We start from the raw sequence: 12,815 nt of genomic DNA on the forward strand, positions 1-12,815 counted from the left end.
CGATGCGTGCCGGGGAGCTGCGCGTACCGCTGGCCGATGTCGCCGTGGGCGAACACTGCCACGTGCGCCGTTCCGCACGCGATGACCGTGTGTTGACCCATGGCGTGGTCACCCGTGTCGACCATGGCGTGGCCACCCTGGCCCTGATCGGTGCACCGGTACGCCTGGCCGCCGACGTCGTCGTGGCCGCCACCGGGCGGCCGTTGCAGGTGGCGCTGGGCACGCACCTGCTCGGCTGCGTGCTGGATGGTTTCGGCGAGGTCGTGGAGCGGCTGCAGACCGGAGGCGCGGTGGATGACGCCGGCGTGTCCGCGCCGGTGCAGGCCGCGCCGCTGGACTACCGCCAGCGGCGCCCGATCCAGGTGCCGTTCGCCACCGGCATCCGCGCGCTCGACGCCCTGCTTACGGTCGGTGAAGGCCAGCGCATGGGCATCTTCGCGGCCGCCGGCTGCGGCAAGACCACGCTGGTGGAAATGCTGTTGGCCAATGCCGACTGTGATGTGCGGGTGGTGGCGCTGGTGGGCGAACGCGGCCGCGAAGTGGCGTCGTTCGTCGACGCCATCCGCCAGGGTCCCGCCGCCGCCCGCACGATCATCGTCCAGGCCACCTCCGATTCCTCGCCGGCCACCCGGGTCAACGCAGCCATGGTCGCCACCCGCATCGCCGAGTACTTCCGCGACCAGGGCAGCCGCGTGCTGCTGGTGATGGATTCGGCCACCCGCTACGCCCGCGCGCTGCGCGACGTGGCGTTGTCGGCCGGCGAACCGCCCGCGCGCCGGGGCTTTCCCGCCTCGGTGTTCGAAGCGCTGCCGCGGCTGGTCGAACGCCCCGGCAATGCGCAGTCCGGCAGCATCACCGCGTTCTACACGGTGCTGCTGGAAGACGACGCCGACCCGGACCCGGTGGGCGAGGAAGTCAAATCGCTGCTGGATGGGCATGTGTACCTGAGCCCACGCCTGGCGCAGCGTGGCCACTTCCCGGCCATCGACGTGCTGCGCAGCGCCAGCCGCCTGTACCCGCAGCTGGCCAGCGAACGCCAGGCCGCCGCCGCCACCCGCGTGCGCGCGGTGATGGGGCGGCTGGACGACCTGCAGCTGCTGCGCGACATCGGCGAATACCGTCCCGGCGCGCAACCCGAGCAGGACGATGCCGTGGCCCGCGAACCCCGCTTGCTGGCCTTCCTGCGCCAGTCGCTGCACGAACCGGTGGCGCTGGATGCTGCCGTGGAGGCACTCGATGCGCTCGCCCGCTGACCCGGCCCGGCTGGCCACGCTGCTCGACCATCGCGCGCACCGCCTGCGCCGCGAAGCGCGCGAGCAGGCAGAGCAGGCCGCACGGCGCGAGCAGGAAGCGAAGACGCTGCGCAGCGCCGCCGACGAACGGCTGCAGCAGGCACAGCTTGGCGAAGAACACGGGCTGGACCGCCAGCGCCTGTTCGAACGCCTGCGCGGTGTCGCCATCGCGCGCGCGCACGTCCTGGAATGCGAACTGCGTGCAGGCCACCTGCAGGAACAGGCCGGCGATGCACGCGACCAGGAACACCAGCTGCGCCACGCCGCCGCCGGGCACCACTCACGCGCGCGCCGCCTGCAGGCCGTCGGCGCGCACATCGACCAGAAGCACCGGCAGGCGCGCCTGCGCCGCCAGGAACGCCAGATTCAAGAGGAATACACATGTCGTTGAAGATTCAAGAACAGCAGTCTGCCGTTGCGGCTGCCAGCCCGGTTGAACCGGTCCCGCTGAGCGAACGCGTGCAGGCCCGGCAGCCACAGCCGACCGCGCAGCAGGCGGCCGAACAGGCGCCGCCGCGCGACGATGAGAGGATGCCGGCGCCGGACGATTCGGAGACAGATACGGCGCTGACGCTGGAGCAGACCCTGCTTCCGTTGCCGCAACGGGATGTGGCGACCGTGTCGACGGTCCCGCACGAGCGCAGCAGGCTCGGCCTGCACGTCGGCCACCAGGATCTGCAGGTGGCGAGAAAGCATGCGCAGGCGGAGGCGGCAACGCCGGCGCTGCCGGGTAATGCGTCGCGCCCGCTGCCGACGGTCGCCACGCCCATGCCAGCGGTGCTGCCGGGCAACGAAAGTGCGACGCCACCGACCGCCGCCTTGGTTGACGGCGTCCTGACCGGCACCAAGGCACCTGCAATTGCGGGCGCCCACGTGGCCACAGCAGCCTTGCAGCCGGCGCTTGCGAACGGTGCCCTGCTCAACACGGAACCGGCAGGCGCGCCTTCCGCGTCGGCGCAGGCCGCTGCGGGCGCCGTCGCCGCACCGACGCCTTCGCGTTCGCCGTCTGCGCAAGGTGGGCAGGGCGGGCTGACCGCACCCGGCGCCGTGGTTGGCGCGCCGCCGGCAGCTGGCACAGCGCCGCCTGCCGCCGGCGTCACCGACATCCCGACGGCTGCGGCAGCCCCCGTCCCGTCGCCGGTGGCCGAACGTCCGGCAGTGCCCGATACCGGCACGCCCCCCACTGCCGCCGGCGCCTCTGTGGTGCCGCAGCAGCACAACGGCGAGGCGGCACCCGACGGCCAGTCGATGGCCGACGCGCGCCGTGCCGAGGCCAACCTCGGCACCCGCCAGCACGTCCGCGCGGTGCGCCAGGCTGAAGCGCTGCAGACGGCCATGGTCCAGCGCGCCGACACTGCCAGCCACATCAACGTGTCCTTCAACAGCTGGGGTGCGGGCCACTCGGTCAGCGCCCGCCTGGACGGCGGCCGGCTGTACATGCAGCCGTCCTCGGCACGGGTCGGGCAGGCGCTGTCGTCCGCGCTGGCGCCGCCGGGCGCCGAACTGCAGATCGCCGTGGAAAGCAGCGACAGCGCCACCGATGAGCGCCGTCGTCGCGGCGACCAGGGCCACGCATGAACGCCCGGCGCTGGCCCTTTCCCGCCCTGACCCCGGCTGGCGCAACGCAGGCCGCCACTGTTGAGGCGGTCGCGCGCGCGGGGATCACTCCCGCCTGGCAGCCGTTGCCGGCGCGGGGCGCGATGCTGCGCTTTGACGTCAACGGCCATGGCGGCGCGCTGCGCCTGGTCGTGGCGGCCGACCAGTGGTGCCCGGCGATGCTGCCGCCATTGGCCGGCCTGGCCTGGTCCGAACTGGTCGACCACACCGCGCTGGCGTGCTGGCTGCCGGACCGGCCGCTGCTGGACATTGCCGCCGAACCGTTCCATGCCGCGCAGGTCTGCCTTCGCGAGGTGGTGCCGGTCACGGCGCTTGGCATGGGCCAGGGGCCGCAGCCCTGCCTGCCCACCGCCCAGGGCCTGGCCTGGGTCGAACACGCCGACGGCGGCACCGGTGTCGCGTTGTCTCCCGCCACCCAGCGCCTGCGCGTGCCCGTGGAGCTGGGCATCGCCCGCCTGCGCCTGCCGCTGCACCGGCTGCGCAGCCTGGCACCGGGTGCGGTGCTGCTGCTCGACCAGCTGCAACCGGTCGCACGCACCGGCGCCCACCGCCTGTACTCCTTCGACTTCACCCTAGAGACCATCTCCGTGAACACACCCTTCGACTTCCTCGACGACGATGACGGCAGCGCCGACATCGCCCCGCCTGCCCCCTCCGCCACCCCGGCGGGCACCGACGCCGCCGCGCCGGGCATCGACATCCGGCGCCTGCCGGTCAACGTGGACGTGGTGCTGTGCCAGCTGCAGCATTCCATCGGCGAACTGGATGGCCTCCAGCCCGGTACCGTGGTCAACCTGCCGGTTGACGCCTGGAAGCAGCTGCAGCTGCGCGTCAACGGCCAGCTTGTCGCTCGTGGCGAACTGGTACAGGTGGGCGACCAGCTCGGCGTGCAGCTGGCGCAGGCGCCCGTGCTGCCATGAATTTCGTCAACAACGACATCTCGCTGATCGCGGTCATGTCGATGGCCGCGCTGCTTCCGTTCCTGATCGCAGCGGGCACCTGTTACCTGAAGTTCTCGGTGGTGTTCGTGCTGCTGCGCAACGGCCTGGGCCTGCAGCAGGTGCCCTCCAACATGGTACTCAACGCGCTGGCGCTGATGCTGGCCTTCTACGTGATGCAGCCCATCGTGCAGAACATGTACGACGCCTACCTCGCGCTGGAGGCGCCGCTCAACTCGGTCGCGGCGGTGGTGACGTTCCTGGACAGCAGCCTGGACGGCTACAAAGTGTACCTGGCCACCTATTCGGACCCGGAACTGCTGAAGTTCTTCGAACGCGCCCGCCACGCCGAAGACGGCATGCCCGTGCCCGACCTGGAGCCGCATGAGCGCTCGCTGTTCGCGCTGATGCCCACCTATGCCCTGAGCGAGCTGAAGGATGCCTTCCGCATCGGCTTCTACCTGTACCTGCCGTTCGTGGTGATCGACCTGGTGGTGTCCAGCGTGCTGCTGTCGCTGGGCATGATGATGATGAGCCCGGTGACCATCTCCGCACCGATCAAGCTGATCCTGTTCGTGGCGATGGATGGCTGGAGCCTGCTGTCGCAGGGTCTGGTACGCCAGTACCTCGACGTGCCGATGTAGCCATGGACGCGATCATGTTCATGGGCAACAAAAGCCTGCTGCTCATCCTGCTGTTGTCGGCCGCGCCGGTGGCCGTGGCCACCATCGTCGGCCTGGCCATCGGTCTGTTCCAGACCGTCACCCAGCTGCAGGAGCAGACCCTTCCCTACGGTGCCAAGCTGCTGGCGGTGATCGCCTGCCTGCTGGTGCTGATGACCTGGATGTCGGCGCGCATGCTGGATTTCGCCCGGCTGGCGCTGCACACCGCGCTGAACGGGTAGGGCCGTGCAGCTCTCCGCGCTCGACACCGAACTGGTCGCGCTGGCCCGCGACCATGGGTTGCCGGCCCTGTTGGGCATGGCCCGCATCGGCGCCTGCCTGGTCTGGATTCCCTATCTGTCGCCGGGCGTCATGCCGGCCAAGATGACCCGGACCGTGGTGGCGATGATGATCCTGATCGGCCTGTGGCCCTCCACGGCCGGCGCCACGGTGCCGCCGGACATCCTCTCGATGGCCGGCGTGGTGCTGCGCGAAGTGCTGATCGGCACCGCCATCGGGCTGGTGGTAGCCCTGCCGTTCCACATCTTCCACGGCATGGGCGCCATCATCGACAACCAGCGCGGCGCCGGTATCGGCGCCATGCTCGATCCGGTCAGCGGCATGGAGGCCACCGAAACCTCCAACCTGCTGCAGTTGATGAGCGTGGTGGTGTTCCTGGCTACCGACGGCATGGTGGTGCTGCTGGAAGTGATCCAGGACAGCTACGTGCTGATTCCCATGGGCGGCGTGCTCACGCTGGACCTGGCGCGCGTGCAGGACTTCGCCGGCACCCTGCTGGCCGGCGCGGTGCGCATGGCGCTGCCGGTACTGCTGCTGCTGTTCCTGGTGGAAGTGCTGCTTGGCGTGCTGTCGCGCTTTGCCCAGCAGATGAATCCGTTCTCCATCTCGCTGGCGGTCAAGTCGTACATCGCCTTCATCGCGTTGCTGTTCTACCTCATGCCCACCGTGGCCCAGCAGGTGCCGCTGATCCGCGATACCACCGACGCCCTGCAACTGCTGCTGGCGGTGCCGAAGTGAAGACCGAAAAGCCCACCCCGCACCGCCTGCTCAAGGAATCCAGGAAGGGCAAGAGCTTCGTCAGCCGTGATCTGGCCGGCCTGACGGTGCTGATTGCCGGGCTGGTCGCCATGACCACGATGATCTCCAGCCGTGCGCTGCACGGCTTCTACCGTGGCATGGCCGAACGCGGTTTCAGCCTCACCCCGGCCGAGGCCGCCTGGCAGGCAACCACCGCGTTCCTGTGGATCGCCGTGCCGGTGGGGGCGGCCGCGATCGTCGCGGCGGTACTCATCTCGCTGGTGCAGAGCCGCGGTGTCATCGCCGCCGAAGCGGTGCGCATCGACCTGGCCCGGGTCAATCCGATTTCCGGCTTCAAGAACCTGTTCTCGCTCAAGACTATCAAGGGCCTGGTCACCGCAGTGCTGTACCTGCTGGCCGGCATGATCTTCGCCGTGTTGGCCTGGAAGCTGTTCGCGCCCATCTTGTTCGCCCAGGTGCAGATGCCCGACAAGGCCGCCGGCGCGCTCTGGCACAGCGTCGGCTGGCGCAGCACCGCGCTGCTGCTGGCGGTGCTGTCGCCGATCGCGCTGGCCGCCGCCTTCGTCGAATACCGGCTCTACATCCGCGAAATGCGCATGGAAAAGCACGAGGTCAAGCAGGAGCACAAGGACCACAACGGCAACCCGGAAATCAAGCAGCGCCGTCGCCAGATCGGCGAAGAACTCTCCGCACAGGTGCAGTCGGACATTGCCGGCTCCTCGCTGATCCTGGCCAATCCCACCCACATTGCGGTGGGCATCTTCATCCACCCGGACTACCCCGGCCTGCAGTTCGTGTCGTTGCGCGAACGCGGCAACCGCGCGCGCAAGGTCATCGCCCTGGCCGAGAAATGGGGTATTCCGGTAGTTCGCGACATCCCGGTCGCTCGTGCGGTGTTCTTCAAGGTGCGCCGCTACCAGTTCGTGCCGGCCGACCTGACCACCCCGATCAGCCGGATCCTGCTGTGGCTGAAGGATATCGAGCGCAACCACGCCGAACCGCCTTCAGATTCCGCTCACGACAGCGCGTCCGCGCCAGACCCGACACCCGATCTTGACGGCACGCCTCCGCGCCCGCCCGTCGGATGAGGGAAACCCGAAAGTCCCCCCTTTGCAACCCCGCCACACTGTGCTTGTCCTGCAGCGCCGTTGGCACCAACCCGGTAAACCACCATGACTTATGCCCCCGACGCCCCCGCTGGATCCGAAACCGACCAGGCCCAGCTCGATGAACTGGCCCAACTGTTGTTCGAAGGCGCCCAGACCGGTGCCGCGATCAAGGATCTGAAGGGGGTCAGCGATGACCTGCTGGAAAGCGTCTACGCCTATGCGCACCGTTTCTACACCGACGGCCGCCTGGACGAAGCCGAAACCTTCTTCCGCTTCCTGTACCTGTACGACTTCTACAACGGCGACTACGCGCTCGGCCTGGCCGCAGTGCTGCAGATGAAGAAGGAATACGCCAAGGCCATCGACATGTACGCGTTGGCCTACGCGCTGCTCAAGGGCGACGAACGGCCGATGCTGCATGTCGGCCAGTGCCACCTGGCCATGGGCAAGCTCGCTCTGGCCAAGGGCTGCTTCGAAACCGTGCAGCTGCGCTCCACCGATCCGGCCCTGCTTGCCCGGGCCAAGGTCTACCTGCAGGCGTTGGCCAGCAATGGCACCGCCCCTCCCGATACCACTGAGGAAACCGATTCCGCATGATCATCACCGCTTCCGCCAGCCACACGCCGCTGGCCTTCAGCTCAACACCCGCCGCACGGGACGATGCCGCAACGGTTGCCGCCGGCTTTGGCTCGGCGTCGCTGCAGCAGGTCGAGGCCATCGACAGGAAAGTCCTGGACATGCTGGCCAAGGCAGCCGGCGAGCGCAGCGGGCAATCCGCTGCGGCGGAAGCACCGAACCCCAACGCACCGGCGCTGCGCAAGGCCGACATGCCCCGGCTGGTCCGGGCCGCCATGCAGCAGGCCAGCGCGGGCAGCGCCCCGCAGGCGCCGATGACCCCGGAAGCGGCCATGACCCTGCTGGTCATGCAGCTGAGCGAACTGATCACCACGGAAAACAGCCGCAGCCTGGCCTCGCAGCTGGAACTGGTCAAGCAGCGCCTGGCCCAGCGCGCCGCCACGGCCGCCGAGCTGTCCGAAGCGATCCGCCTGGCGCAGGCGCTGGTGGACGCGGCCATGGGCGACGTTGGTACCGCCGAAGGCGAACTTGCCGCCGCACTGGAAGCCCTGAAGCAGGCCGAGGCCGAGGTCGCGAAGCTGGAACAGGCGCTGGCCGACGCACCGCCGGAAGAGCAGGACGCCATCCGCGCCCAGCTGGAAGCGGCCAAGGGCAAGGCGGCCGAGCAGCAGGCCCGGGTGGGCGAAGCGACCAAGGCGCTGGCAGCGGCGGTGGCCGTGCTCGACAAGGCGCTGGGCGACCTGGAAGCCTTCAAGAGCGAAGCCGACAAACTCGACCCGAATGGCAGTGTCAGTGCGCGTGGCGATGAAAAGGCCCGCACCAATGCCGCGATGCTCAGCGAGCTGCTGGCTGTGCTGCAGGAGATCATCGGCAAGGCCAATGACGCCAAGCTGGAAGCCGAAACGAAGCTGCTCCAGGAGGTGCTGAAGCTGCGCGAGGCCGAGAACCTGCGCCGCTCGCAGGAGTACCAGGATGAACTGGCCAAGGCCGAGGCCGCCCAGAAGAAGATGGGCTGCATCGGCAAGATCATCGGCTGGGTGGTGACCGTGGTGGCGGTGGTCGCCGCGCCGTTCACCGGCGGTGCCAGCATGGTGTTGGCGGGTGTGGGCCTGGCCCTGGCCATCGGCGAAGAGCTGGGCCTGAACGTGATGGGCAAGATCATGGAGCCCATCATGAAGCTGGTGATGGAGCTGGTGAAGCAGGTCGGCAACGTGATCGGCGACGTGCTCACCAAGCTGGGGGTGTCCACGGACATTGTCGACAAGATCAAAGACGTGCTCGGCGTGATCGCCGTGGCTGCCATGATCATTGCCGCCGTTGTGCTGACCAAGAAAATGGCCGGCACCGCTGCCGTGCAGCACCTGGCCAAGGCCGTCACCCGCGCCGTCTCCGAAGCCATCAGCAAAGCACTGCCGCAGATGATCAAAGCGGCTGCGCGCTCAATCAGCCACACCGTGGACGACGTTGCCAAGGCGATCAGCAAGACCGCCGCCAAGGTCACTGGCAGCAATGCCGATAACCTTGCGGTGCGCACCGGTCAGGCCGTCAAGGCCTCGCACACCCTGCAGTTCGCCAACCAGGCCAGCCAGGGCGTAGGCGCCATCATCATCGCCGATATGTACATCGATGCCGCCAAGCTGTTGAAGGATCTGGAAGTTGGCCTGGCGGACAGCAAGATCTTCCGTGACCTGATCCAGAAGATCCTCGAATACTTCATGCAGACCAACAACCTGATCTTCGATCTGTTCAATCAGATGACAAACGTACAGGAAGCGCAGCACGACGCTGCCCGGTTTGTCACCACCCGTATCGGCAGTGCCGCGGCCTGAGCCGCGCACCGACAGTTCTCAACTTTCAAGGATCACCCAATGACCGACGCAATCGTACTGAACGCCACACGTTATGCCTCTCCGCCTTCGGAACCGGGTATCAAGGGCTCCGGGCAGGAGGTAGCCGCCGGCTTGCGTCCTGTCGCGCCGGTCCAGACGGCCATGGACGACGAAATCGTCCGCCTTCTCACCGACGCCATTGCTGGCCAGCTGCTGGTGGGCCCGAAGACCGGAGACGGACGTACCAGCGCCGCATCGCCCGTGGTGTTGCGTGCACCCACGATCTCCCTGGACGATGCGAGCACCCGCCTGACCGGCATCGTGGGCAAGCTGCAGCAGGTACTGTCCGCCCTTATCGGCAGCCAGGACCCGACCCAGCATGAAGAAGGCGCGACTGTACGCGCTGCAGAAGGCGCTGCTGCCCAAGGAGCCGCGCGCACCGTCATGGATGGCCCGGTGATTGCCAGCAGCCCGGAGGGGGTAACCGGTGCCGACGCGGATATGCGGGAGCGTTCGGCCAACGCAGGCGCCTGGATCGTCTCCAGTCCGTTCAGTGGTCTTTTGGCCCTGTTGCGGCAGTTGCTGCTCAAGTTCGAAAAGCTGGATCGCGACAACAGCGCGCAGATGGTGACGATGCAGCGCGAGATCACCATCATTGCCGGGGAGAAGGGGGTCGAGAAGGCCCGTGAAAACCTGGGGGGTGCCATCGGTTCGGCCGTGCTCACCGGCGCAATCGGCGGGGCGGCGTTGAAGCAGACCTTCAAGTCGACGTCGATGCAGACCGGCAGCCTGAAGAACAATCAGGGTGTCGGGAACAATGCAAGCGTTTCCGATGCAAAGGTCAGCGGTGGCATAAAGGCCAGCGGCACGCCAAGCGATCAGCTTCGTTCGGCACGAAACGTTGACGGAAGTTCCGTGCCGGCGCAGAAGGGTGGCGCGCTCGCCGACGCAGATATTCAGCCCGATCTCGCGGCCGACGGACGTGCCATCAACCACTCGGCAAAGCAGGGTTCGCATGGCACAGCGCCGGAGCCCCTGAATCAAGGTCATGGGGCCTCCATGGCGCACGCGCAGATTCCCGCCAGCCAAGCGATGATGCTGAACATGCTGGCTCCGGGAATCGGCGGCACCATCTCCGCAGGTGTGCAGATCGAAGCCGAAATGACCGAGGCGGAGCGTCAGTTATTGCTGCAGGTGGCCGATGTCTTCCGGCGCATCGCAGATGAGCAGCAGGATCAGTCGGCCCGCTCGCGTGAGATGCGCGACGCCGCCGCGCAGCTGTATGAAAGCCTGCTCAACCTGATCTCGTCCACCTCCGCCCACATCATTTCAAAGTCTTGAGTAGCTGATGGAAATCACCAAGAGCGCCGCCGCACAGGGGGCCATGTACCACCTGCAGACCCTGCAGGGCGACATCAAGCAGGGCAGCCTGGAAGCCCCTGCGCTAGACCCGGAAACCCGCTCCCGCCTGCTCCAGCTGGGACAGGCGGCCCGTAGCGCGAGGAGCGCCATGGCCCAACAGATTGCGCTGAGCAGCGCGCTGGAAGGAGACGGCCTGGGCACGCTGGGGCCGGCGGCAACGGAAGTCCTTGCGGATTCGGTTGCCATGGAAGACCTGAAGCGGAAGAAGCAGAAGGAGTCCGAGCTGGCCAGCGCGCTGCAGCACACCCTGCAGACGTCTACGCGCCAGCAGACTGATCTGTTGCGCATCTTTTCATTCCTGGTGCCGCAGATCCTGGTGGAAGAAGAGGACAACGTCAGCCTGCCGGGCTTCGTGTCGCCGATGCAGAATCCGGCCGACATGGATATGAGCGGCCTGATCTGGAACTCGCACGCCGACTTCTTTGCCCAGATCAGTGCGTTGCTGGAGGTGCTGAAGACCGAATGGTTGAGCAAGTACCAGGAATCCCTGGCCAAGTTTCTGGAGTTCTACCAGGAATTCTCCGACATCATGGAGCAGATAAAGCCTGAAGCGTCTGGAGACAAGGGCGACGTCGTCATCGATTTCAACAAGATTGCTCATGATCTGATGAAACTGATGGATGATTATGGCCTTGATTCCAATGCTCTTGCTTCATTCTCAACGCGCGCTCAAGCGGACGCGTTTGTCAAGTCCATGGGCATTCCGCTGGCAGTTACCCAGTCCGCCGATGGAAAGTTTCACGTCAAGATCAATATGAAGGCGGTGCAGGACCTTGTAGACACCATGCCATATCGGCCGAACAATCCAGACGGGACGTATCCGGTGAAATGGGACAGTGCCAAGTACAACGCCTGGGTCTCTGCCAAGGACAGCAACATGGAGCAGATCAAGCACGTCAGCAAAGTACTGGGTGAAAAGCTCAATGAGATGACCCAGAAGTTCGACAACATCGTGAAGATCCTGAGCTCCTCCATCGACAAAATGTCCGAGGCCAACAACGCCTACGTGCACAACACCTGATGAAGTCCAGGCGCGGTGGAGCTCACTGCGCCCAGGCATTGATTGTTCGCAGCAGTAGATCACTCAGCCGGCGCTGGAACTCAGTGCCGGTATTTCCGCTGATGGAAAGTAGAGAGGGGGTATTGCCGTCCCGCTGCCCGCCGATCACGTGATGGACAGTGCACGTTACAACGCCTGGATCAGTTCCAAGGAAAGCAACATGGAACAGATCAAGCACGTCACAAGGTGTTGGGCGAGAAGCTCAATGAGATGATCCGTAAATTCAATAATATTGTAGAGAAATTGAGCCCAGCAATCGACAAGATCAGCGAAGCCGACGTGAGCTTCCTCCGCGGCTTCCAACCTGTGCGGCTGCCTGGAGAAACACTTTGCTTGGTATGAATGCGAACCCGGTCGGCGCGGTCGCGTCGCCCCGAATGCCGGTCAATCCCTTCCTGCGCGGGGTGCTGGGGAAGCTGTCCCTGCACGAAGTGAGGAATGCCCCAAGTTACACGCGTTGCCAGCTTGGCCACACGCCCGGTATACATGAGCGCAGAGCTCATGGTCACGCGATCGGTGTGTCCCACGACCTGATGGTGGCCGGCGTCGGAAGCGCATCCCGCAAAGACGCGGCCGCGCTGAATAGAACGCTGCAGCTGTTGAGTATACGGACCGGCGAAAACCTGGGCCCTGTGCTGCTGGTTCATCTCACGGCAATCGGCGCGGTGCGTGCGGGGGCGGAGGCGTTGCTGCGTGCTACGCCCAATGATCAGACGCTGATCCGGTATTTGAAGAAGCTTGATGACGCCATCATCAAGACGGGAATCAAGGCCGGTAAGTGCAAACGAGCCGAACCCGACGCGGTATATCTTGCTTTCTGCCCGAGCACCGAGAAGGTCTGCGATGCGGTTGCGGCGGGCAAGAAGGTCATGGTGGACTGCGTCGCCAAGATTGGTGGTCAGGAACTGTTGGGCGGGGTAGCGCAGGCGATCCTGCCAGAAGCCATGACCAACAGCATTGCCGAGCGGCTGCCGCACCTGCTGGCGAGGTTCCAGCAGCCCGAAGGTGCTCCGGAGTTCGGCGAGGTGTTGCAGGCGGAGGCCGCCCGATTCGTGGACCGGACGCTGACGGTGTATCTGGAGTGTGGCGGTGCCGAGGACCTGCAAGCCGCCATCTTTCACCTGTTGAAGACCCCTGAGTACGTTTTGCGGGCCCCGTGAGCCTGAGCTCCGCGGCCGACACTTTCGCCGAAGCCACCAAGCGCTTCGTGCACGGAACTGACTTATGCAGCTGTTTGGAGAAACGTTATGC

The 12,815-nt window shown here is 66.1% G+C and carries 13 protein-coding genes and 1 pseudogene; 13 read left to right on the top strand and 1 reads right to left on the bottom strand.

The features are described from left to right. The first annotated feature begins 2 nt into the window (after nt 1–2). The 12 genes and pseudogenes from WIX41_RS14435 (at nt 3) to WIX41_RS14490 (ending at nt 11,525) form a co-directional block, all read left to right on the top strand. Entirely contained in the window at nt 3–1,253 is a 1,251-nt protein-coding gene (locus WIX41_RS14435) for a FliI/YscN family ATPase (protein WP_339449491.1), read from the top strand. Continuing rightward, the gene (locus WIX41_RS14440; protein WP_339448630.1) at nt 1,237–1,683 is read left to right on the top strand and encodes a hypothetical protein; all 447 of its coding nucleotides are present in this window, start codon (nt 1,237–1,239) and stop codon (nt 1,681–1,683) included. The genes WIX41_RS14435 and WIX41_RS14440 overlap by 17 nt, the downstream gene beginning before the upstream one ends. Beyond that, nucleotides 1,674–2,870 carry a hypothetical protein gene (locus tag WIX41_RS14445; RefSeq protein ID WP_339448632.1) on the top strand — a complete coding sequence of 399 codons (1,197 nt, stop codon included), beginning with the start codon at nt 1,674–1,676 and terminating at the stop codon, nt 2,868–2,870. The genes WIX41_RS14440 and WIX41_RS14445 overlap by 10 nt, the downstream gene beginning before the upstream one ends. After that, nucleotides 2,867–3,829, top strand: a complete 963-nt coding sequence (gene sctQ, locus WIX41_RS14450; protein WP_339448634.1) for a type III secretion system cytoplasmic ring protein SctQ — start codon at nt 2,867–2,869, stop codon at nt 3,827–3,829. The genes WIX41_RS14445 and sctQ overlap by 4 nt, the downstream gene beginning before the upstream one ends. Before the next feature lie 14 nt (nt 3,830–3,843). After that, a pseudogene (locus WIX41_RS14455) lies at nt 3,844–4,491 on the top strand (EscR/YscR/HrcR family type III secretion system export apparatus protein); the annotation flags it as partial. Between the two features lie 2 nt (nt 4,492–4,493). Then, nucleotides 4,494–4,751 carry a type III secretion system export apparatus subunit SctS gene (gene sctS, locus WIX41_RS14460; protein WP_068853566.1) on the top strand — a complete coding sequence of 86 codons (258 nt, stop codon included), beginning with the start codon at nt 4,494–4,496 and terminating at the stop codon, nt 4,749–4,751. A 4-nt stretch (nt 4,752–4,755) separates the two neighbouring features. Next, nucleotides 4,756–5,547 (top strand): type III secretion system export apparatus subunit SctT, encoded by a 792-nt coding sequence (gene sctT, locus WIX41_RS14465; protein ID WP_339448640.1) that lies wholly within the window; start codon nt 4,756–4,758, stop codon nt 5,545–5,547. Continuing rightward, nucleotides 5,544–6,656, top strand: a complete 1,113-nt coding sequence (locus tag WIX41_RS14470; protein ID WP_339448642.1) for an EscU/YscU/HrcU family type III secretion system export apparatus switch protein — start codon at nt 5,544–5,546, stop codon at nt 6,654–6,656. Before sctT ends, WIX41_RS14470 begins: the two co-directional genes overlap by 4 nt. A gap of 84 nt (nt 6,657–6,740) precedes the next feature. Further along, nucleotides 6,741–7,274 (top strand): SycD/LcrH family type III secretion system chaperone, encoded by a 534-nt coding sequence (locus tag WIX41_RS14475; RefSeq protein ID WP_339448644.1) that lies wholly within the window; start codon nt 6,741–6,743, stop codon nt 7,272–7,274. Beyond that, nucleotides 7,271–9,082, top strand: a complete 1,812-nt coding sequence (sctE, locus tag WIX41_RS14480; protein ID WP_339448646.1) for a type III secretion system translocon subunit SctE — start codon at nt 7,271–7,273, stop codon at nt 9,080–9,082. Before WIX41_RS14475 ends, sctE begins: the two co-directional genes overlap by 4 nt. A 39-nt stretch (nt 9,083–9,121) precedes the next feature. Beyond that, nucleotides 9,122–10,423: a hypothetical protein gene (locus tag WIX41_RS14485; protein ID WP_339448648.1), complete on the top strand. Its 1,302-nt coding sequence runs from the start codon at nt 9,122–9,124 to the stop codon at nt 10,421–10,423. A gap of 7 nt (nt 10,424–10,430) precedes the next feature. After that, complete coding sequence (locus tag WIX41_RS14490; RefSeq protein WP_339448650.1) at nt 10,431–11,525, top strand: IpaD/SipD/SspD family type III secretion system needle tip protein; 1,095 nt, start codon at nt 10,431–10,433, stop codon at nt 11,523–11,525. Nucleotides 11,526–11,743: 218 nt separating this feature from the next. On the opposite strand, the gene WIX41_RS14495 is transcribed toward WIX41_RS14490, so the two are convergent. Beyond that, nucleotides 11,744–12,067, bottom strand: a complete 324-nt coding sequence (locus WIX41_RS14495) for a hypothetical protein (protein ID WP_339448652.1) — start codon at nt 12,065–12,067, stop codon at nt 11,744–11,746. Between the two features lie 15 nt (nt 12,068–12,082). Here WIX41_RS14495 and WIX41_RS14500 point away from each other — a divergent pair, with 15 nt between their 5' ends. Continuing rightward, the gene (locus WIX41_RS14500; protein ID WP_339448654.1) at nt 12,083–12,724 is read left to right on the top strand and encodes a hypothetical protein; all 642 of its coding nucleotides are present in this window, start codon (nt 12,083–12,085) and stop codon (nt 12,722–12,724) included. The last annotated feature ends 91 nt before the right edge of the window (nt 12,725–12,815 follow it).

The organism is Stenotrophomonas sp. AB1(2024) (assembly GCF_037482345.1).
GTDB lineage: Bacteria > Pseudomonadota > Gammaproteobacteria > Xanthomonadales > Xanthomonadaceae > Stenotrophomonas.